Below are 19,878 nucleotides of genomic sequence, written 5' to 3'. Positions count from 1 at the left end.
ACTGAGCCGCAGCTTCACGAGGGCGGCATGTGCGCAGGCCTCTGGACGTCCGGCCCCCCACCGTCGGCCTGAGGCAGGCAAGAAAGGGCCTCGGCCAGTTGTCGTACGGATACGGCCCCGGACTCCGGAAGGGCGGCGTCCGACCAGGCGCGTTGGGCGGTGGCCGTGTCGCCCTCGGCGGCCGCCAGGACGTTCTGCTTGGCGCTGTTCTCGTGGATCGGGTCGGTGTCGAGGCCGAAGTCCGCGAGGTGGACGACGATGCGTACCTCCAGCTTCGGATTGGACGCCATCCGCTCGTTGAGGCGGTACACCCGGACCCGGTGGCCGATCAGGGAGCGAGCGCGTTCGATCATCGCGCGGCCGGCCTCGGAGTCGCCGCGGTCGGTGCGGATGGGCTGTTCCAGCTCGCCGGAGGTGTTGCGCAGCACCAGGACGCCGCGGGTGCTGGTTTCCTCCACCCGCACGTCCAGCAGTGTCGCGGTGAACTGCTTGGCGGCGTCCAGCCGGGCGATGTCCTGACCGACCGTGTCCCCGAGGACGTACAGGCTTACGGCGCGTTCGCGGACGCGGTCGGTCCAGTCCGCTTCCTCGCCCGGCGGGCACGGGCCGACGGCATGGGCTGCGGCGATGACGAGGTCGAGGTCACGAGGGTTCACCGCTCCATCATGACCGACCCCGAATCGGCGGGGCCGGCTGCCGCCGTTCGCAGGGCGCAGTTGTGGCTTCGTCGTACTGGTCGGGTTCGGGAGGTCCTCCCGGCACCGCAGCGGTGTCGGGGCGCCTCCCGTTTCGGGGCCGTGGCGCCAGCAGGGTGCGGCCCGCGACATGCAACCGCTCGATCCTCAGCTCGGCCCCCGGAAACAGGACGTCCGACAGCTCGCGCAACCCCATAGAGAAAGTTGTGCCGCGATGAAACGATCCGGCATGCCAGCCCCCGCAGTCGCGATCAGTAGGGGCGCTTGATTCCGTGCGCCTCCAACGCGCTCTCGTAGCGGGCCAGCAGTTCGTCGAAGTGGGCCAGGAGGATGGTGGAAGCCTCGTGGGCGTCATCGATGTCGCCCTGGGCGCAGGCCTCCACGAGTTCAGCAACGTCGCCGCGGATGATCGACAGCGAGTCACCCTGGATCAGCACCCCCGGGAAGTGCCGTGGGGGCAAAGGGACGACCGCGTCGTTGCCCGGATCCGTGAACAGCTCAGCCTCAGTGCGTTCCATCGGGCTCTCCAACAGCAGGCGCCGTACCTCATCCAGCCGTAGTCATCGCGAACGCGCGGTCACAGCCTTGGAAACGGCCGGTGCTGCCTTTTCTCGCCTCACTTCGTTGCTCCTTGAACCATGCGCGGATCGGCGCCGATGCCCGTGTGTGCGTGGACGAGAATGCCGGGCATGGCAGCCATTTCTCCTGCGTCACGACTGGTCGCCGCGGAAGTCGTCACCGAACTGGGCCACGGAGGCCCCAGCGCCGATCGAGGTGCCGTCCGAGCGCGGCGGATTCACGGGCGCGGGCCAGGCGTAGAGGCGGGAGACGACGCTGGTGGGGGTGTGACCGAGATACGCACCAAAGGGTCAACGGGATGATCTCGAAGCCCTGAGCGCCGGGCCCGTCCCGTATGTCAGAGGGACACCTACGGTGTTCTGCCAGCGGCAGAACACCGGCCGGACCGGTCTCGACGATCACTACAGTCCAGTCTCATGACGACGATTACGACGCGTACGGTCGAGTACCCGGCCGACGGTTTGACGATGATCGGGCACCTCGCGCTCCCGGCCGGTGTCGACCGCCGGCCCGCAGTGCTGCTCGGACCAGAGGGCATGGGGCTCAGCGACGTCGAGCGTCGCCGGGCCGATGCTCTCGCCGAGCTGGGATATGTAGCGCTGGCCTTCGACCTTCACGGCGGGCGCTATTTGGGTGACCCCGAGGAGATGCTGGCCCGTTGCATGCCACTGCTCGCTGATCCCGACCGGATGCGGCACATCGGCCACGCGGCGCTCGACGAGTTGCGCACCGAGCCCCGGACCGACCCCGACCGGATCGCCGCCATCGGCTACGGCACCGGGGGCGCCATCGCGCTGGAACTCGGGCGAGCCGGCGTCAACCTGCGCGCGATCGGGACAGTCAACGCAACTACCACGGGCCGACCGGGCGAGGCAGCGCGCATCCGCTGCCCGGTGTGGGCCGGGGTCGGATCGGAAGACCCGATCATGCCGCCCGCGCAACGAAACGCGTTCACCGCTGAGATGCAGGCCGCGGGCGTCGACTGGCGCCTCACGGTCTATGGCGGCGCCTTGCACGCCTTCCACCACCCGCCGGTCGACCACCCCGCGGTCCCCGGCGTCGGCTACCACCCGCAGAACGCGCAGCGAGCCTGGCGCGACGTCGTCGACCTGCTCGCCGAGTGCCTGCCAGTGACTGGCTTTGTTCAGGTTCAGCAGCAGCGTTTGTCCACCTCATCGGGACGCGGTGGGCGATCAGAGTGCCTGTGATTGTTCACGGGAAATGGTTCTGGCACAGCTTCTGTGGGGGCCGCTTTCAGCCAGGGGACTTGCTCGTGGACTCCGCGGTGTCGTGGACCAGCTCGGCGAGCTGGAGCAGAAACCCGTACGTGGCCATACGGCCGTGGATCCGCAGGAAGTAGGACCGACTGGAGCACTTGAAGATCTCTCGTCGGTTCACCTTCCAGAGCTTGTGCTCGTACGTGCTCGCCGCCTCCAGCAGGGCCGATGCGGCTTCCTCCGGACTGCCGTCAAATTCCGCGAGCGTTCGTGCGCTTCGATCCGTCTCGCTGACACCGTCGACGGGTATGGCAAGCACAATCCATCTAGACACGCTGCAATCCGTTCTCACCCGCACCGCCGGTCGGGGGCACACCGAACAAGTGTGGCAGGCGCAACCTCACACCCATCCGGCACCACAGAAGTTGCGCCACAACCCGGAAATTACGTCGGCGATGTAGGCAGCTGTGCCTGAGGGGGTGTCGGCGGTGTGCTGACCGCGGGCAGGTCCTTGATGCCGGAAGCGATGTGGTCTGCGGGCCCGGGTCGCCGCCGCAAGTCCACCTGCGTGAGATCGGCGTCCCTCCGCAGCGCGGCAGGACCTCCGCGATCCGTCAACTAGCCGTCCAAGCCCCGGGCGACCAGCAGTGGTGAAGCGGGACTACTTACGCTGGGGCTGCTGAGGCTCGCTTGTCCTCAACGTGGACGACGTGGAGCTCGGTTCCGTCCCGGTGGCGCTTGGAACGTCCGAACACCCCGACAGCGATCTGCGACTGATCCTGAGTCTCATCGGGGCCGACATAGGTAAGGACGTCGTTGTGATGCCCCGTGACGACCCATCCCTCGACGTCCTTGAGGTCGATCACCCCAAAGTCTCCTGCCGAAGATGCGGCATGCGCCGGGCCGAACTTCTTCAGGATGTCGGTTGCCTGTTCAGCAAGCTCCCCGTCCGGAGCGGTCAGCACGACACAAGCGCCATGCTCGAACAGCACCCACGACTTGCAAGGGTCGGCGAGAAGCCGCCGCCAGACGTCTATCAATATCTCGGTGTTCACACCGATCATCATGCCGCAGACCACCGACACAGGGTGACGATCGGCCGACGGCTACGGCGAATACGCGACTCTGAACATGCGGGCCTACCAGTCCCGAGGCCGGTGTGCACCGCAGATCGCGCCAGCGGGGCCCGCCGTCACTGACGGCGGGCCCCGCTGTTCGGCATGCGTCTGCGCCACCTCGGGTCAGGCGGCGCCTTGCAGTCTCAAGATGAGAAGTGGTGAATCGATGTCAGGCCAGCGCTCCCCGCGACGTGGGAGGGTCAGGAGCCCCCGCAGCCCGCCGAGAGCACCGTGCGGCCCGTGCCCGTGGGCTTCGACGTCCGCGACGAGGACGCGGCCTGTCTCTCGCCATTCGTGCGGCACCGCGTCAACATGCTCGGCCGCTACTCCTTCCAGGTCCCCGACCTGCCCGGAGGCTTGCGACCACTGCGTGGTCAGGATGCCGTAAACGGCGAGTGATCGCCGCTCATTGGGAGAAGCGCGGTCACTGGACCTCGGTCAGTCGATGCCTTCGACGATGCGGAAGTCGCGCTCGACGCCGTCGGAGAGGGCGACCAGCGCCTCCTGGTAGGCCGCGCTCTCGCGTGCCGCGACGGCCTGTTCGAAACTGTCGAACTCGACCAGGATGGTGCGCTCGGCGATTCCGGCGTCATGCGCCGCGACCCGACCGCCGCGGACGATGGTTCGGCCGCCTCCGGCCTTGACGGCCGCAGCGGCCAGCTTGTTGTAAGCAGCCAGCTTCTCAGGGTCTGAAATGGTGCGGTAGACGCTGACCCAGTAGCCCTTGGGCATGGAACCTCCAGTGTGGGATGAGTGCATCTGACTTAGGGGTTGGTGTCGGACGAGCGTCGGCGGGCGAGAGCGAGGCTCGTCAGCGTCGTGATCGCCATGGCGCCGATGCCGACCAGCGCCGCGGTGGTGTAGGCGCTGTCGTCGGGGAAGAGGTGGCCGGGGCCGGTGCCCGCGGCGAGGATCAGGCCGCCGATGGCGCTGCCCAGGGAGTACCCGACGCTGCGGACGACGTAGTTGAAGCTCATGGCGCTCGACGTCTCGCTCTTGGGGGTGACGGCCAGGATGACGCCGGGCATCGCGGCCGAGAAGCCGCCGACGCCGAAGCCGAGCACGCCCATCGCCGCGAACAGTTCGGCCAGGTCCGACCGGGCCGCCGCGAACAGGGCGAACCCGCCGCCGACCACGACGGCGCTGCCGGCCAGGAGCAGGGGGTCGGCGATCCGCGTCCGGACCCGCGGCGTGAGCTTGCCGGCGACGAACCCGAGCACCGAGAACGGGATGAGGACCAGCCCGGCGACGAAGGTCGTCAGCCCGAAGCCGTAGCCGGCGCCGTGCGGCGTCTGCGCGTACCGGGTGATGAGCGTGAGTAGGAGGTACATGCCGATCCCGCCGACGAACATGGCGAGGTTCGCCCCGGCGACCGCCGGGTGCCGCACCGCCCGCACATCGACCAGGGGGGTCGTGCTGCGCAGCTCGATGACGGCCCAGACGCAGAGCAGCACCACCGCGACGACGGTGAGGCCCGCCGTCACGGCGAGGTGCCGGCTCCACAGATTCCGTTCGCCGGCGAGGAACAGCACCAGGAGCAGCGCAGCGGCCAGGACGACCGCGCCTGCCACGTCCACGTGGGCGGAGCGGCCTTCGGGGGCTTCGGGTATGGAGCGCCACGCGGTCAGGAGGGCGGCGGCGGTGACGACCAGGCCGAGGCCGTAGGCGGCCCGTACCCCGCCGAACTCGGCGAGCAGTGCGGCCAGCGGGTAGCCGACTCCAGCCCCGATGATCGAGACCACCGAGATCAGGGCGATCACGGCCGCGCTGCGCTCCTCGGGGAGGTGGTCCCGGGCCACTCCCATCATCAGCGCCGTCAGTCCGAGCCCGACGCCCTGGGCCGCCCTGCCGGCCAGCAGCCACGCGAACGGCAGCGGCAGCACGGTGAGCGCGCTGCCGGCGACGACGACCGCCAGCGTGGCGAGGATCGTGGCCCGCCGGTGCGGGCCGGCTCCGAGCCGGCCGAGGAGCGGCGTGGCGACGGCGCCGCTGAGCAGCGCGACGGTCAGCGTCCACTGCGCGCTGCCGAGCGAGACGTGGAACGAGGTCGCCACGCTGGTGATGAGCGGCGTCCCGAGGCTGGCGACCGCCGCCACGACCAGAGCGATGAACATCAGGGCGGGGACCAGCAGCCGCGCCTCGGAACGCGCCACCGGGAACGCCTTCACCGTGACCCGCCGGCCGGCTGCCCGGTCACTGCTTCGGCCCTTCGCGGTCCTGGCTTTCGAGCTCTGCCAGATGCTTCAGCGCCGGAAGGGCCGCCACCAGTGCCTCGATCTCGTCGCCGGTGAGCTCGCCGATCAACCGCTCGAACGCGTGGACGCCCGCCTGGCGCCGCGTCTGCACATAGGTGGCGCCGGCCTCGGTCAGGCACACCAGCGTGACCCGCTTGTCGGACGCGTCGCCCCGCCGCTCGACCAGGCCGGACTCCTCCATTACCCGGACCAGGGCGGTCATCGCGGGCTGGGTGACGCCCTCGACCGCGGCGAGATCGGTGATGCGCCGCGGGCCGGTCCGGTCCAGGGTGGCCAGGGTGGCGGCGGACGTCAGGCTCATGTCCCGGGGCAGGCGTCTCGCGGCCCTGGTGGCCAGGCCGTAGAGGGCTGCCCCGATGGCGGCGGACGCGCCAGGAGGGGTGTCTTGACGACTCATGCTCGAAGCATAGCACTTTTATATTCATAGTTTATGAAAATGGGACGACTGGCGCGCGGGCACCCTCGATCCGCACCCGCGACGGCGGCCGGCAGCCGTACTTGGCGACGAGCCGACGTGGCCCGCCTCGTGGACGGCCGGGGACGCATCGAATCCGCCTCAACGCGGTCGTCATGGACGGCGGTGTCTGCCGGCCGCCAACCACCTCACCATCGTCGACCGCCGCCGGCGACCAGGCCCGCCTCGTCCACGCTGGACTCGTCCACCTCCGGGCCGTCGCCTCCGTCGTCGGCCGGACACTGCCGACAGCCTGACCGGACCGGACCACCTGAGAGGACGCCTCCCTGTGGGGAGGCGCCCTTCGTCGTCAGGGGGCGAGTGTGGCGAATTCCACGGCCACCGCCGCATCGGAGTCCCGGACGCCGGCCTGGTGGCCGAGCCGGTGGCGCTCCAGCCGCAACGCGCCGAGGTGGCGCACTGCGTTAGTTGTACCAGGCGCTGCCGACCTGCTTGCTCCCGTTGGAGATGGAGATGGCGACCTGGTGGGTGCTGTCGTGGTAGTACGGCGAGCCCGCGGAGCCGCTCGAATACGGAGCGACGCTGAAGCCTTGAGAGGCCGGAGGGTTGCCAGTCGCGGTGTTGCGCGACCAGAACGCCATCCAGCACGTGTTGGGGCCGGTGGACTGGAGCGTCGCCGTGGCCCAGTTGGAAGAGCCGCCGCCGTCCAGGTGCAGCTTGCCTATACACCCGGGGACAGTGATCGTCACCGTACCGGTGGATCCCGCGTAGGCCGTGCCCCCCGTTCCCATCACAGCCAACAGGCCGGCACCGATGGACATCGCCGCAGCTCGTCGCAGTGAACGCATCATGAATTGCCCCTCCAGAATGGGATTTCCGGTTCTTCTTCGCCCTCGGCAGCGTCGTGCCGTGGTGCATGGGCATCGTTTCGGTTGCGCACGGCCGCGGGTAGCTTTCGCCATGTACGCGCAAAAGCCCTGGTGGGGAAGTCAAGTGCGAGGAGGCAGGCCTTGATACGGATTCATCTCGGGTCCGAGGGCTTGGGCCGGGTCCGGATCTGCACCCTCCCGGACTTCGACGCCGAACTCACGGCAGCCGGGAGGGCTTACGCTCGCAGCGGCCGGCCTCAGGACCTGCTGATGCAGCTCTATGCGCGCAGCGTTTCGCCGGATCTGGCTGCCGGTGTGAGCCGCCTCTACCTCTCCCACTTGTTCGCCTGCCGCATTCCCACGCCCTTCACCAAGGCGCTCGCCGAGGGCGATGAGCGGGCCGGCGGCGTCCTGGCGAACGCCATCGACCACCTGCGCAGCACCGCCGTCGAGCCGCAGCGTTCGGGCATCCGGGCTGCGGTCGCAACCAGGACCGTCAGCCTGTCCCACCGATACGTCACCGGCGGTGCCTCGGCGATGCTCCGGCAACTCGGACACGGTATCCGGCTCCGTCGCGGAGTTCTGGAACTGCCGACGTCCTTCGAAGCGGACCTTGAACTCGACCAGCGCTTGCTGCAGATCCAGCCAGTCGCCCTCAGCCCACGAGTCACCCTGGCCGAGCCGGCCGGCGATCACCTGACCATCCGGATCCCCGCGGGATCCGCTCCACGAACCGAGCCAGGCCAGGAAGCGGCGCTCCGGTCCTTACTGGGCGCCGGGAGAGCGGCAGCGCTGGAGTGCATCGTCGCGTCCGGCGGAGTCACCGGGCGCCAACTGGCATCACGGCTCGGCGTGTCGAACACGGCAGCAAGCCGGCACGCTGCGGTGCTACGGCGTGCCGGCCTGATCCGGACCCTGCGTAGGGGGCAGGCAGTCGAGCACATCGCAACCGCCCTGGGATATCACCTGGCACAACCGGAAACGCCGATGGCGCCGTAACCTGTGCGTGTCATTGACGCCGAGACCAGCATCCGATCCGCCCGGGCACCCGCACCGGCCACTACCGGCTGCTGACCACCCTCCCCGACACCGTCGTTCACCCGGCGCGGAACTCGTCCGGCTCTACCACGAGCGCTGGGAGATCGAGACCGTCTACGCGGAGCTGAAGTCCACGATTCTGGGCGGACACGTTCTGCGGGCCCGCACCCCGGGGTGGGATCGAGCGGGAGAGGTGGGCCCTGCTGACCGCCTACCAAGCGCTGCGGACCGTGAGTCGGGGTATCCCTGAAGGGCGATGCCCAGCAGGACAGGGCTGCCTCTTGCTCGGCTGGAAGTGGTGGAACACTCCAAGACCGGCTCATGATCGTTGTTCCTGGTGGGGCCACCGCGTATGGGGAAGCCGGCGCAGACTGCAAGGGCGTGGCCGGCCTGGCTGGTCGCCGCGTCCGTGTCCCGGCCAACTCCAAGGACTGTCATCGTGAGCGAGCGTGTTCTCACCCCCCGCAACCGGGGCTTCCTGTTCCTCGACTCCCACCCGGCGGGCTGCCGGCAGCTGGTGGCCGACATGTGGCAGGCATGCCCCGCTCCCGACGGCGTGCCGGAGGGCGACGGGCCGGTCGCGCTGGTCATCGGCTCCTCCGCCGGATACGGCCTGGCGGCCACGCTTGCCGGACTCAAGCGCGCTGGTATCCGCGGCATCGGGGTGTCCTTCGAGAAAGCCCCCACCGCGCGGCGTACGGCGACGGCCGGCTGGTACCGCACCGCGGCCACCGCCGACATCGCCCACCGTGCCGGGCGGGACCTGATCTTCCTCAACGGCGACGCGTTCTCCGACTCGATGAAGGATCAGGTCGCCGACCTCGTCGAGCAGCGTTTCGACGGTCGGCTGGACTACCTGATCTACTCGGTGGCCGCGCCCCGGCGGACCGATCCCGATACCGGTACCGCCTACGCCTCGGTCCTCAAGCCGATCGGCCAGGCGAACCGCACCAAGACCCTCGTTTTCGACGATGAGGGTGTTCCTGAGGTCCGCGAGGTGGAGACCGGACCGGCCGAGGGCGACGACGTGGAGCAGACCGTGGCCGTGATGGGCGGAGCGGACTGGGAACGCTGGATCGACCACCTTGCCGCGCGGGGGCTGCTTGCCGACAAGTTCGCCACCGCCGCGCTGTCCTACATCGGCTCGCCGCTGACGGCGGCGATCTACCGGAAGGGCACCATCGGTGCGGCCAAGGCCCATCTGGAGGCCACCGCACGGACCCTGAACGAGCGGCTCGACAAGACAGTGGGCGGGCGGGCCGTCACCTCCGTCAACGGCGCCGCCGTCACCCAGTCATCCACGGCGATTCCTGGCATCGCCCTGTACACCGGCCTGTTGCGCGGCGTCCTCGGCGAGGACCTCGTACCGCCGATCCGCCAGCTCGCCACCTTGTGGGACCAGCTCACCGGCGCCGCCCCGCTCGCTCTGGACGACGAGGGCCGCATCCGCCTGGACACCTTCGAGCTGGCCGACGATGTCCAGGCGGCCGTTGCGGAACGCTGGGAGACCGCCACCACGGCGACCATCGCCGACCTGGCCGACCTCGACTGGTTCCGCGCGGAGGTCCGACGCCTCTACGGATTCTCCGTGCCCGGCATCGACTACACAGCGCCGGTCGCCACCGACGTTCCCTGGCCCGACCACACCCGCTGGCTCTCCTAGCGGAGTTGTGGTCAAACTGTCAGGCCCACATCAGGATCGATGCGAGGGTGACGCTGCTTTGTAGGACCGGGCGGTCTTACAAGACGGCACTGCCATCCTCACAGTCGTAGCGGGCGGCTATGCCCCGCCACTGCTTGAGGCGGTTGAAGCACCGTTCCACGACGTTGCGGTGCTTGTAGACCTGCTTGTCGAAGGCCGGGGGCGGCCGCCGAGGCTGCCCTCCGGGCACGGTTGCGCACCTGGTCGGCCCGCTCGGGGATGGTGTGCCTGATGCCGCGACGCCGCAGCCAGGTGCGGATCGCCTCCGAGCCGTAGCCCTTGTCGCCGATGACGTGATCGGGCCTGGTCCGGGGCCGACCCGGTCCGAGACGCACCCGGATGGCGTCCATCACTGCGGTGAACTGGGTGCAGTCGTTGGTGTTCCCGCCGGTCAGGACGAATGCGAGCGGGCGGCCGATCGCGTCGCAGGCGAGGTGGGCCTTGCTGGTCCTTCCGCCCCGAGACGGGCCGAGGGCCGGGCTTTGGCGCCCCCTTTTCGGGCCCCGCGGTGTGCTCCGCTCGGTCAGCAGCGGCAGCGGTCGCCTGCGGTGGCGTAACCGCACGCTCCCGCGAATCGAGCCTCCGCTCCCTCAGCTGAACAGCCACATTCTGGTCATTTTGGCTGCGATTTGGGACCACGCCGCCCCAGCACCGACCCCCGTCGACCGATCAGTGACGACCCAGATTCCAGCGTTGACTGAGTAACCATGGCCCGGGCGCAGATTGAACTCAACGTCGGGCGCAGTTATTGTGAGCGGCCCGTCTCTTCCCTCTGCCTCTTCGAACCCGCTGATTCTGCTGCGCCACAGCCTGCGACTCGCGCCGGTCAGGAAACGCCCGTCCTCGAACACGGCCAGGTCGAATCCACCCTCGGACGTGGCATTGCTACCGACCCCGACGGTTTGCACATGAAAGGCGAATGACCCGGGCTTGAGGACCGCGTGCGGAAACTTTTTTCCCGGGTTCTCGAATACCATGAACACCCCGAATCCGGCATGGGCTATGACGCGTCCGGGGGCGCCGTCGGTAATCGCCCCTGATCGGGCGTCCAGACTGAGCATCCCGGTGAATCGGTCGTGGGACTTCCTGAACGGCGGGTGGTCGATGTGGAAGGACCAATCGAAGTCGTACGGCGGGGCGAATCCCGACTCTGCGCGGGGTGAGACGTCGTAGGCGGTGGGTGGTGCGTCCTGCTGCAGCGCCTCTGTCGTGTCGGGCTGCAGTAGTTCGTAGTCTCGCAGCTTCTCCAGAGCCTTGACGGCGTGGGGGTCTTCTTCGACGAGCTTCTTGAACGGTGCGTTCAGCGGGTCCGTCAGCTCCACCAGGCCGGCTTCTGCGGCACGGTCCCGTGCGGCTGCCTCCTTGGCACGCGCCACCAGCGCGGCGACCGAGCGCTCCGCATTCTGACGGTCGGACTGAGTTACATTATCTTCATCTCGGAACGAGATGTCGAATTCTCTCGACGATGTGTCCGGCTCCGAGTAACGTGTCGTACCGGTCATGGTTTCTGGCCTTCCTTGTTATGCCCGGCCTTCCCTGTTCTGTAATGCGGGGCTTTTTAACGCCCTTTCCGGGATTGCATGAAGTCCAACTACTCGCCATTATGTGATGGGGTAACCCGAATGGGCCTGTTCGATTGCTCCATACGGGTGATTGATTGAGGCCTGAACGGGTGGCAGCCCGGCGGCCGCCCCGGCGTCCCCAATGCCTGCAAGCACAAAGGCAGACCCCTTCCGCCGAGTCCACCGGCACCTGCGGGCACCGACCACGGCAAGCCTGGCTCGGCCGAGACAGAAGGCGATAATCCCGAGGGCGGAAGGACGAGACTATGACGTCGAATCGCACGTATCGCGGCACTGCGGTTTGCTCGGCGAGTGCTGCTTCAACCGGCTCAAGGCCTTCCGCGGCATCGACCAGATGCGACCTGCTGTGGACCAGATCATGTTGAAGTCGGACCCTAGCCTGCGTCCGGAGAAACGCCAGAGGGAAGGCGCTGCGTCGGGCGGGCGTCGCCGGACGAGGGCGGGTTCCTTGCTGGTCTTGCCGCGGGTAGCCCGGCGGGCGGAGCGGTCGCGGACCAGGCCGGCTGTCGCGGCCTGGCCCCCGGGGAGGTCCTCACGGTCCCCGGTGGAGCGGCGCAGCGGTGCCCACTGCTTGTACTCGGCGTCGGCATGCTCCACGCAGATCCGGTCGGAGGAGTGTTGGCGGCGTTCGTTGCGCCAGGCGTGGTGGTCGCCGAGCGGGGCGTTGTCCTTCCGTTTGCGCGGCGGGGCGATGACCTGGCCGGGGAACGCGTTGGGTTGAGAATCTCCGGTCAGCTCACCAGGGCGCCGGGCCCTGCTCGTCGGTGAAGGTGCCGGTCGGTCCGTCGGCGTCGATGGTGGCCATCCGGACGGCTGCCGCCGCGCCTTCGGCCGGCGTGCGGTGGCCGCGGTGGCCGTTCAGGTCGGTGGCGACGTAGCCGGGGCAGACGGCGTTGACCTTGATGCCGTCGGCCAGCAGGTCCCAAGCGTATTGCAGGGTGAGCGCCGTCAGCGCGGTCTTTGACGTGGCGTACCCGGCGGAGACCGGCATCAGCGGCGGTCCGTTGGTGCCTTTCGGGTCTGCGTTGATGTTGAGCGAGCCCACCGAACTGGAGACGTTGACGATCCGCGGCGAGGCTGATCGGCGCAGCAGTGGCAGCATCGCGTTGGTGACGGCGATTACCCCGAAGTAGTTGGTCTCGAAGACGGCGCGCAGGACGTCCATGTCCGCCGTGCTCGGGCGCTGGTCGCCCAGGTCGCTGCCCGGAGGGCCGCTGATACCGGCGTTGTTGACCAGGGCGTCGAGCCTGCCGTAGCGGGCTTCGATCTCGGCGGCGGCTGCGGTGGCCGAGTCCGGGTCCGTCACGTCGAGCACGACTGAAGCCGCATCTGCGCCGCTCTCGCGCAGCTCGGTGGCGGCCTTCTGGCCGAGTTCGGCATTGCGGGCGCCGATCACGACGCTGTGGCCCAGGGCTCCGAGCTGGGATGCGATCTGGCGGCCGATGCCCTTGTTCGCGCCGGTCACCAGGGTGATCATGGTTTCGTTCATGGGTCCAGCACACCACCGCACCGAGCGCGCCGGCCAACACCTGTAGCGTCTCGAACGATACCCTGCGGGTATGGATGTGCCGGAGACGCGTGAGCTCACCTACTTCGTCGCCGTCGCCGAGGAACTGCACTTCGGCCGCGCCGCACAGCGCCTGGGCATGGCACAGCCGCCGCTGTCCCGCGCCATCGCCCGGCTGGAGCGACGCATGGGCGTGCAGCTGCTGGAACGCACCAGCCGATCGGTGAACCTCACCGGCGCCGGCCAGGTCTTCCTGACCGAAAGCCGCAAGGCACTGGACGCGGTCACGGCATCGGTCCGGCGGACGCAACGGGCGGCACGGACCGATCCGAAGCTCGCGCTGGCGATGAAGCCCAACGGGGATGCGGGACTGCTGGAGTCGATCCTGCAGCACTACCGCCGCGATCCGGACGCCGTCGACATCGAGGTGATCGTCTGCGGCATCGGGGAGCAGGCTCCGATGCTGCGGGACGGCAGGGCCGACGTCGCGTTCCTGACCGCGCCGTACGACGCCCTCGCGGGCTTCGACACCGAACCGCTGCTGACCCAGGACCAGATGGCCGTGCTCCCCCGGGCCCACCGTCTCGCCGGCCGCGCCGCCTTGACGCTCGCCGACCTGACCGGGGAACCGCTGCCCCGATGGCCTGGTGACAGGCCTGGTGACGATGCGGACGCCACCGACGGCCGTCAGCCCGAGGTGCGGGACATCTCGCAGGTGATGCAGCTGGTCGCTCTGGGCCAGCTCGTCGCGGTCCTGCCCGAGTCGGTGCGCCGGCACGCCTGGCCCGACGTGGTGTGCGTGCCGCTGCTCGACGCGCCGCCCACCACGGTCGTCGTCGCCTGGCCGGAGCGGACGACATCACGGGCGGTGGCCGCGCTGATCCGCGCCAGCGCGGAGGCGGCAGAGGTGGCAGGAGCGGGCGCGGTGCGTCGAGGTGAGATCAGGTATCAGGACACGCTGTCGTGAACTGGGCACGCTGCTGACGAGTCGGGGAGCAACAGTGCGCGCGGCGCACCGTTTTCGCGGTGCCCGACCGGCCCAGGGTGCGGCTGCGCATCGTGGCCGACGTGTTTGCCTACGCCGAGGCCGAAGGGGTCGAGCTGCACATCGACGGCACCGACGTGCAGGTGCGCCCCAAGGCGGGGCGGCCGGGCCGCAAGGCGTTCGTCTCCGGCAAACGCAACAGAGCACCATCATTTTCTGAACTGACCCGCAGCCTGCATGCGACAGCCGCCCGGCACCCCCACCAGGGTGCCGGGCGGCTGTCGTTGGCTACGGGTGCCCGAGCAGCCAGCTGCCGGGGGCGTCGGGGTCTTCGCTGGCCAGGTACTCGCGCCAGGTGGCGTAGTACTCGTCGCGGCTGATGCGGCCGTCTCCGTCGCGGTCCATCTGCTCCATTGCGGTCTTCGCGTCCTCGGCGGACATCCCCCACACCTTCCAGATGCGGTCGATCTCCTCACCCTGGAGGACGCCGTCGCCGTTGATGTCGGCGGTGTCGAACTCGGCGTCGAGCGCGGGGCGGAACGTCTTGTCGAGGAGGCTGAGGTCGGCGACGTGGCGGTGAAGACCGGCGTGGAACTCCTTCCTGCTGACCCGTCCGTCGCATCGGTGTCCATGTCCGCGACGATGTCGTGGTGGACCTGCTGGTACGCCTGGTGGAGTGCCTTGGCCTGCGCGGACCCCTCGGCGTGGCCGAAGCCGGCAGAGAACTTCTGGGCGGTCCTTGCCCAGTCTTCGGGCTCGATGTAGCCGTTGCTGTCGGTGTCCAGCAGGTCGAAGAAGCGGTTGAACTTACGGGTCCGCAGATCGGTCGCCGTCGTCATCAGTACCTCAGCAAGTGCGTGGAGATCGGGTCGAAGCGGATCTTTCCGGGTCGCCGCCGGGCAAGGCCAGCCGATCCGGCTTCGACCACGCAAACGGCCGATTCCTCCCATCAACACGTACCTGGCGTGTGCTCAAATGCTGCGGCCGGCGGCGCGAGACTTCGTGGGCGTGGTTCACTCCCCCAGGCGGGCGAGGAGGAGCATGTAGCGGCCGCTGATGTCCGGCAGGTGGCGTACGGTCTCGAAGCCGTGTGCCGACAGCTCGCCGTCGAGCTGTCGGGCGGTGAACCGCACCGCGACGGCCGCGCGCAGGACCTCGCCGCAGGGGAAGGCCACCTGGTGCGCGGCTGGGTGGCCGGGGACCCGGACGCTCTGGTCGGCGAGCGCACGCAGGCCGATCTCCACGCGCTGCTCGGGCGCGGCCCAGGCGACGTGGTGGGCGTAGGCGTCGAGGTCGAAGTCGGTGCCCAGATCGCGGTTGAGGATGCGCAGGCAGTGGAGGTAGAACGCCTCCATGAGGCCTGCGGCGTCCCGGTAGGCGGAGACCATCCCCTCCGCGTCGTGTAGCAGGGGCACGCCCAGCAGCAGGCCGTCTCCCGGTCGCAGGCTGCCCGCGAGGAGCTCCAGCAGGTCGCGGCGCTCGTCGGGAAGCAGGTTGCCCAGGGTGCTGTCGAGGAAGGTGACCAGGACGGGGCGCCGGCCGGGCTCGCGCAGCGCCGCGGGCCACAGGCGGGTGAAGTCGGTGGCCACGGCGCGCACCGTGGTGCTGGGTGAGGCGTGCCGGAGCCGGTCGGCCAGACGGCTGAGCGCGCTGGTGCTGACGTCCACCGGCAGGTAGGTGGCCGGGGCGGTCATGTGCCGCAGGAGCGGCAGTGCCTTCTCCCCGGTGCCCGAGCCGAGCTCGATCAGGGTTCGGGCACCGCTGGCGGTAATCACCTCGGGTGTGTGGGCATGGAGCAGCTGCATTTCCAGCCGGTTGAGGTAGTACTCGGGCTGTTCGCGGATCCGGTCGTAGAGCGCGGTGTTGTGCTCGTCCCACAGCAGCCGGTAGGGCAGGCGGGGCGGTGTCTGGCGCAGGCCCGTTGCCAGCTCGGCGCGGGCCTGCAGCAGGGCGTCCTGCTGGACGGCGGAAGCGGACACCGACACCATCGACCTCGGAGGGTAGTTTTTCGAACTCGGAGAGTCACTATAGGGTTTGGATGTGCAGCCAGAGGAGTACGGAAGCCGCCTGTACGGCTTCGACCAGCCGCTCGAACGCGAACGCATCGGCCTGATCGGTGAGGTCTTCGACGCCTACAGTCGCCGCCGGATCACCGACCTGGGCGCCTTGGCCGGCCGCCGCTGCCTGGACGTCGGCGCGGGCCCGGGAACCGTCGCTGCCTGGCTGGCCAGCCAGGCCGGCCCCGAGGGCGAGGTGATCGCTCTCGACCGCGACACCAGCCTGCTGCACGAAGCCGGCCACCCCGGAGTGCAGATCTGGGGCGCCGACGTCCACACGGCCACGGACGACGAACTGCCCAAGCCCGGCTTCGACCTCATCCACGCCCGCCTGACGCTCTGCCACCTCCCCAAGCGAGAGGAAGTCCTCCCGCGCCTGGTGTCCTGGCTCGCACCCGGCGGCCACCTCATCGTCAGCGACGTCATCAACACCATGGCCGCCGCCTCACCCCACCCCGCCGTACGCGCCCTCACCCAGGCCTACGACCGCGCGCTGCTCACCACCCTCGACAGCGACCTCAACTACGCCCGCGCCTACCCCACACCCCTCATCGACGCGGGCCTGTCCGACGTCGACATGGCAGCCGACGTCCCCCTCGTACGCGCCGACAGCCCCACCGCCCGCTTCTGGGAACTCACCTTCACCGCCATGCGCACCGAGATCATCGCCACCGGCCTCATCGGCGCCACCGACTTCGACGCGGCCATCGCCCACCTCACCGCCCCAGGAACCCACGAGCTCGGCTACACCCTCGTCTCCGCCTGGGGCCGCGCCGCCTAAGGCGCCACGGAAACGCCACCGCAGGGCCGCCCCTGCTGCCCGCCCCGTCACCGCATTCGGCACTCCCGCCGACGCCCCGGCCGTCGGCCGTGCGTTGGTCTCGCCCCGCCGACGCCAATGCACCCGCACGGGCTTTGGCGCGTTCGCCATCCAGCGCGCGAAGTCCCGAGCCTCCGCCCGGGTGGCCCGCCGCCAGTCCACCCCAAAGGCGTCCAGGAACCGCCACCACCGCAGCAGATCCATCCCGTACGAACGGATCGTCGACGGCGGACGCGAACACGCCTGCAGCTCGGCGAAGAACGCCGACACCCGAGAGGCACCACCCGTCTCAAGCGTGACCGGAAGCTAGCAGAAACCGACTCTGAACTGCGGTTATCCAGGAACTGGTGCGGTCAACACCACAGACCACCACGTTCACCGACGAGCATGGGCGCACCCTGTTCTCCGAGGTGGCCCGGCCGGGCCGGAATGCACGACCAGACCGCGCTGCGCACCGAGGGCATCGCCGAGCAGCTGCGCTGCCACCCGAGGGTCAAGGCCCACGTCGACGAGGGCTACCGCGGCCTGGCCAACCCGTTCCCCCGCCAGGTCATCGCCCCGCCGAGCAAACCGAAGGACAACGCCCCACTCGGCGACCACCACGCCTGGCGCAACGACCGCCGCCAACAGTCCTACCACCGGATCTGCGTGTATTACGCCAACGCCGAATACAAGCAGTGGGCACCGCTGCGCCGCTCCACCGGGGACCGTGAGGACTTCCCCGGGGTCCGGGCCCGATAGCCGGCCTGGTCTGCGACCGCTCCGCCCGCCGGGCTACCCGTGGCAAGCCCGGCAAGGAACTCGTCTCCTCGTCCGCGACGCCCGCCCGACAGCCTGCCGATCACCACCAGTCGGAACCCTCAGGCCGGCCTGCCCCCAGCACCATCGCTCCTCGACTCGTTAGCCGGGCTCTCCGGACGGCAGTGGATGGGCAGCCTCAACGGGCACGAACTATCCTCTTGCGCAATGGTCAAGGATCGTTGACCATTGCTCGCATGCCTACCGATGATCTTCCCGAGACGTTTCACGTCACCACGGACGAGCAGCTGCGCGCCGTCTCCAATCTCACCCGCCACCGAATCATGGCCGTGCTCCGCTTCGAGCCGGCGACGATCACGCAGATCGCCGAACGGGTGGGCCTTGCGAAGGGGAGTTCCAGCTACCACGTGCGGCTGCTGGAGCGGGCCGGCCTGGTGAAGGTGGTACGGACGCGGAAGGTGCGGGGTGTCACCGAGCGGTACTACGCGATGGCCGCGAGGGGGATCGTGCTGCCGGATCGGGGCGAGGGAGAACCGGATGTGCTGATGCGGCACGCTGTGGCGGACCTGGAGGCCGCGCCGGTGGACGGCGAGCGGCACGTGCGGATGGCGCATCTCCGGCTCACCGAGGAGCAGTTCGCGGAGCTGGGGGCGCGGCTGCAGGCACTGGCGGACGAGTACCGGGAGCTGTCCGATCCGTCGCTGCCGGACGCCTCACTCGTGTTCGCACTGTTCCACCCGGCACCGCGCCAGCAGGCCGAAGGGGACGCCAAGTGACCTCAGACGTTCGAAAGCTGCCGACCGGGTTCGGGCGGCTGTGGACCGCGCAGACGGTTTCCTCGCTCGGTGACGGGGTGTCGCATGCCGCGCTGCCGCTGCTCGCGTTGACGTTGACGCGGGATCCGATGGCGCTCGCCGTCGTCGCGGCCGCCGGAACGCTGCCGTGGCTGCTCTTCGGGGTGCTCGGCGGTGCGCTGGTGGACCGCTGGGACCGTCGGCGCACGATGTGGGTCACGGACGCAGCGCGTGCGGTGCTGCTCGCGATCCCTGCGGCGGCGGCCGCGCTCGACCTCCTGAGCATTCCGCTGCTCGCGGCCGTCGCCTTCCTGCTCGGCCTCGGCGGACTCTTCTTCGACACGGCCGCCACGGCCTACCTGCCGGATCTGCTCGGCCGGGACCCCTCGCTCCTGGAGCGGGCCAACTCCCGCCTGCGCGGCACTCAGACCGCGATGTCCGGCTTCGCGGGGCCGCCTGCGGGCAGCGCCCTGCTCGCGCTCGGGCGGGCTGTTCCGCTGCTCGCCGACGCGGTGTCGTTCATGGTCTCCGCACTGCTCGTACGGTCGCTGCCCGCCGCACCCCGGCCCGTACCGCAGGCCCGTGAGTCGCTGCTGCGGCAGGCGCGGGCCGGCGCCTCGTACGTGTTCCGGGACCGGTTGCTGCTCGGGCTCGCGCTCCGCCCGGCGGTCGGGAACATCGCCTTCCTCGCCGTGGAGACCGTACTCGCCCTCTTCGCGCACGAGCGTCTCGGCATCGACACGTACGGCTTCGGCCTCCTCCTCACGGCGGAAGCCACCGGCGGCCTGCTCGGTGCGGGCATCGCCTCCTTCCTCCGCCGACGCCTCGGCACCGGCACCGCCCTGACCTGCACGGCCGCAGTCGAGGGACTCGCCATCCTGGGCCTGGCCACCGCCCCGAACCCGTACGTCGCCGGCCTCGCGCTCGCCGTCTGCGGAGCCGGCATGGGCGCCACGATGGTGCTCGGACCCTCCCTCCGACAGGCGATCGTTCCGGCCCACCTGATGGGCCGGGTCGCCTCCACCTCCCGCATGCTGGCCATGTGCGCCGCCCCCCTCGGCGCCTTCCTGGGCGGCTGGCTGGCCACCACCTACGACATCCGCACCCCGCTCTACGCCGCCGCCGCCCTCCTCCTGACGATGACCGCCGTCACGGCAACCATGACCAGCAACCGCCGAGTCGAAGCAGCGCTGCACGCCACTGCCCCGGCCGGCAGTCCGGATCACCCGGCATCCGAGGAACCCGCCCAGGAGAGGTCAGCATGAACGGCTCCGCTGTGACCGGGGCGACACTGACACAGGCGGCAGAACGGCCGAAAACGCAGCCGCCCGCCTCGCGCGAGGCGTTCAGCCGGCCGGCCGGGCATTCGACTCGGCACCGCATCGGGCGCGGGCGTTCCTGATCGCGTCGTCCCGCCGGCGCGCTCGTGAACCGGTTGCCGGCCACCGCTGCGTACGACGCCGCCCACGGCAGCCCTGTCCAAGG

The 19,878-nt window shown here is 69.5% G+C and carries 22 protein-coding genes and 4 pseudogenes; 11 read left to right on the top strand and 15 right to left on the bottom strand.

The genetic code is table 11. From position 1 onward, the window contains the following. Positions 1-14 precede the first annotated feature (14 nt). Together ABZ128_RS11045 and ABZ128_RS11040 are read right to left on the bottom strand one after the other, a co-directional pair. The gene (locus ABZ128_RS11045) at positions 15-656 is read right to left on the bottom strand and encodes a hypothetical protein (RefSeq protein WP_356847575.1); all 642 of its coding nucleotides are present in this window, start codon (positions 654-656) and stop codon (positions 15-17) included. Between the two features lie 290 nt (positions 657-946). Then, on the bottom strand, positions 947-1,213 hold the full coding sequence (locus tag ABZ128_RS11040) for a hypothetical protein (RefSeq protein ID WP_356847573.1): 267 nt from the start codon (positions 1,211-1,213) through the stop codon (positions 947-949). Positions 1,214-1,690: 477 nt separating this feature from the next. On the opposite strand from ABZ128_RS11040, the gene ABZ128_RS11035 reads away from it, so the two are divergent. Further along, complete coding sequence (locus tag ABZ128_RS11035) at positions 1,691-2,482, top strand: dienelactone hydrolase family protein (RefSeq protein ID WP_356847571.1); 792 nt, start codon at positions 1,691-1,693, stop codon at positions 2,480-2,482. Between the two features lie 46 nt (positions 2,483-2,528). Here the strand turns inward: ABZ128_RS11035 and ABZ128_RS11030 are convergent, their stop codons facing one another. Continuing rightward, positions 2,529-2,825, bottom strand: a complete 297-nt coding sequence (locus tag ABZ128_RS11030) for a hypothetical protein (protein ID WP_356847569.1) — start codon at positions 2,823-2,825, stop codon at positions 2,529-2,531. A gap of 331 nt (positions 2,826-3,156) precedes the next feature. Continuing rightward, positions 3,157-3,558, bottom strand: coding sequence for a hypothetical protein (locus ABZ128_RS11025; RefSeq protein ID WP_356847567.1), 402 nt, complete (start codon positions 3,556-3,558; stop codon positions 3,157-3,159). 297 nt (positions 3,559-3,855) lie between these two features. Between ABZ128_RS11025 and ABZ128_RS11020 the strand changes: the two genes are divergently transcribed. Then, positions 3,856-4,008: a hypothetical protein gene (locus ABZ128_RS11020; protein WP_356847566.1), complete on the top strand. Its 153-nt coding sequence runs from the start codon at positions 3,856-3,858 to the stop codon at positions 4,006-4,008. Positions 4,009-4,047: 39 nt separating this feature from the next. On the opposite strand, the gene ABZ128_RS11015 is transcribed toward ABZ128_RS11020, so the two are convergent. The 4 genes from ABZ128_RS11015 to ABZ128_RS11000 form a co-directional block, all read right to left on the bottom strand. Continuing rightward, entirely contained in the window at positions 4,048-4,341 is a 294-nt protein-coding gene (locus ABZ128_RS11015; protein ID WP_356847564.1) for a DUF1330 domain-containing protein, read from the bottom strand. A 32-nt stretch (positions 4,342-4,373) separates the two neighbouring features. Further along, positions 4,374-5,762 carry an MFS transporter gene (locus ABZ128_RS11010; protein WP_356847562.1) on the bottom strand — a complete coding sequence of 463 codons (1,389 nt, stop codon included), beginning with the start codon at positions 5,760-5,762 and terminating at the stop codon, positions 4,374-4,376. A 40-nt stretch (positions 5,763-5,802) separates the two neighbouring features. Further along, a complete protein-coding gene (locus tag ABZ128_RS11005; RefSeq protein WP_356847664.1) occupies positions 5,803-6,165 on the bottom strand; it encodes a MarR family transcriptional regulator in 363 nt (120 codons plus the stop codon). Between the two features lie 578 nt (positions 6,166-6,743). Next, the gene (locus ABZ128_RS11000) at positions 6,744-7,028 is read right to left on the bottom strand and encodes a hypothetical protein (protein WP_356847560.1); all 285 of its coding nucleotides are present in this window, start codon (positions 7,026-7,028) and stop codon (positions 6,744-6,746) included. Between the two features lie 390 nt (positions 7,029-7,418). On the opposite strand from ABZ128_RS11000, the gene ABZ128_RS10995 reads away from it, so the two are divergent. From ABZ128_RS10995 to fabV, 3 genes are all read left to right on the top strand, one after another. Continuing rightward, entirely contained in the window at positions 7,419-8,147 is a 729-nt protein-coding gene (locus ABZ128_RS10995) for a winged helix-turn-helix domain-containing protein (protein WP_356847559.1), read from the top strand. Positions 8,148-8,154: 7 nt separating this feature from the next. Beyond that, positions 8,155-8,436, top strand: a complete 282-nt coding sequence (locus tag ABZ128_RS10990; RefSeq protein ID WP_356847557.1) for a transposase — start codon at positions 8,155-8,157, stop codon at positions 8,434-8,436. Between the two features lie 189 nt (positions 8,437-8,625). Continuing rightward, entirely contained in the window at positions 8,626-9,849 is a 1,224-nt protein-coding gene (gene fabV, locus ABZ128_RS10985) for an enoyl-[acyl-carrier-protein] reductase FabV (RefSeq protein WP_356847555.1), read from the top strand. A 76-nt stretch (positions 9,850-9,925) separates the two neighbouring features. Here fabV and ABZ128_RS10980 read toward each other — a convergent pair. The 3 genes and pseudogenes from ABZ128_RS10980 to ABZ128_RS10970 all read right to left on the bottom strand — a co-directional run. Continuing rightward, positions 9,926-10,364, bottom strand: a pseudogene (locus tag ABZ128_RS10980) (IS5 family transposase); the annotation flags it as partial. A gap of 114 nt (positions 10,365-10,478) precedes the next feature. Beyond that, positions 10,479-11,390 carry a hypothetical protein gene (locus ABZ128_RS10975; protein WP_356847553.1) on the bottom strand — a complete coding sequence of 304 codons (912 nt, stop codon included), beginning with the start codon at positions 11,388-11,390 and terminating at the stop codon, positions 10,479-10,481. A gap of 817 nt (positions 11,391-12,207) precedes the next feature. Beyond that, positions 12,208-12,960 (bottom strand): SDR family oxidoreductase, encoded by a 753-nt coding sequence (locus ABZ128_RS10970; protein WP_356847551.1) that lies wholly within the window; start codon positions 12,958-12,960, stop codon positions 12,208-12,210. Between the two features lie 70 nt (positions 12,961-13,030). Between ABZ128_RS10970 and ABZ128_RS10965 the strand changes: the two genes are divergently transcribed. Beyond that, on the top strand, positions 13,031-13,945 hold the full coding sequence (locus ABZ128_RS10965; protein ID WP_356847550.1) for a LysR substrate-binding domain-containing protein: 915 nt from the start codon (positions 13,031-13,033) through the stop codon (positions 13,943-13,945). Between the two features lie 56 nt (positions 13,946-14,001). Continuing rightward, positions 14,002-14,166 (top strand): annotated as a pseudogene (locus ABZ128_RS10960) (IS5/IS1182 family transposase); the annotation flags it as partial. An 85-nt stretch (positions 14,167-14,251) separates the two neighbouring features. On the opposite strand, the gene ABZ128_RS10955 reads toward ABZ128_RS10960, so the two are convergent. From ABZ128_RS10955 to ABZ128_RS10945, 3 genes and pseudogenes are all read right to left on the bottom strand, one after another. Next, on the bottom strand, positions 14,252-14,404 hold the full coding sequence (locus tag ABZ128_RS10955) for a hypothetical protein (RefSeq protein WP_356847549.1): 153 nt from the start codon (positions 14,402-14,404) through the stop codon (positions 14,252-14,254). Between the two features lie 24 nt (positions 14,405-14,428). Further along, positions 14,429-14,710: pseudogene (locus ABZ128_RS10950) on the bottom strand (hypothetical protein); the annotation flags it as partial. Positions 14,711-14,976: 266 nt separating this feature from the next. Continuing rightward, complete coding sequence (locus tag ABZ128_RS10945; protein ID WP_356847548.1) at positions 14,977-15,942, bottom strand: L-histidine N(alpha)-methyltransferase; 966 nt, start codon at positions 15,940-15,942, stop codon at positions 14,977-14,979. Positions 15,943-16,003: 61 nt separating this feature from the next. On the opposite strand from ABZ128_RS10945, the gene ABZ128_RS10940 reads away from it, so the two are divergent. Next, on the top strand, positions 16,004-16,801 hold the full coding sequence (locus ABZ128_RS10940; protein WP_356847546.1) for a methyltransferase domain-containing protein: 798 nt from the start codon (positions 16,004-16,006) through the stop codon (positions 16,799-16,801). Positions 16,802-16,951: 150 nt separating this feature from the next. Here the strand turns inward: ABZ128_RS10940 and ABZ128_RS10935 are convergent. Further along, a pseudogene (locus ABZ128_RS10935) lies at positions 16,952-17,110 on the bottom strand (site-specific integrase); the annotation flags it as partial. A 159-nt stretch (positions 17,111-17,269) separates the two neighbouring features. Between ABZ128_RS10935 and ABZ128_RS10930 the strand changes: the two are divergent. From ABZ128_RS10930 to ABZ128_RS10920, 3 genes are all read left to right on the top strand, one after another. After that, complete coding sequence (locus tag ABZ128_RS10930) at positions 17,270-17,581, top strand: hypothetical protein (RefSeq protein WP_356847545.1); 312 nt, start codon at positions 17,270-17,272, stop codon at positions 17,579-17,581. A gap of 254 nt (positions 17,582-17,835) precedes the next feature. Beyond that, positions 17,836-18,375: a helix-turn-helix domain-containing protein gene (locus tag ABZ128_RS10925; RefSeq protein WP_356847544.1), complete on the top strand. Its 540-nt coding sequence runs from the start codon at positions 17,836-17,838 to the stop codon at positions 18,373-18,375. Further along, positions 18,372-19,658 (top strand): MFS transporter, encoded by a 1,287-nt coding sequence (locus ABZ128_RS10920; RefSeq protein WP_356847543.1) that lies wholly within the window; start codon positions 18,372-18,374, stop codon positions 19,656-19,658. Before ABZ128_RS10925 ends, ABZ128_RS10920 begins: the two co-directional genes overlap by 4 nt. Positions 19,659-19,878 lie beyond the last annotated feature (220 nt).

Source organism: Streptomyces sp. NPDC006326, from assembly GCF_040612915.1.
Classification (GTDB): domain Bacteria; phylum Actinomycetota; class Actinomycetes; order Streptomycetales; family Streptomycetaceae; genus Streptomyces.
Note: the sequence above shows the minus strand (reverse complement) of the source record. Positions and strands in the feature narration are given on the sequence as shown.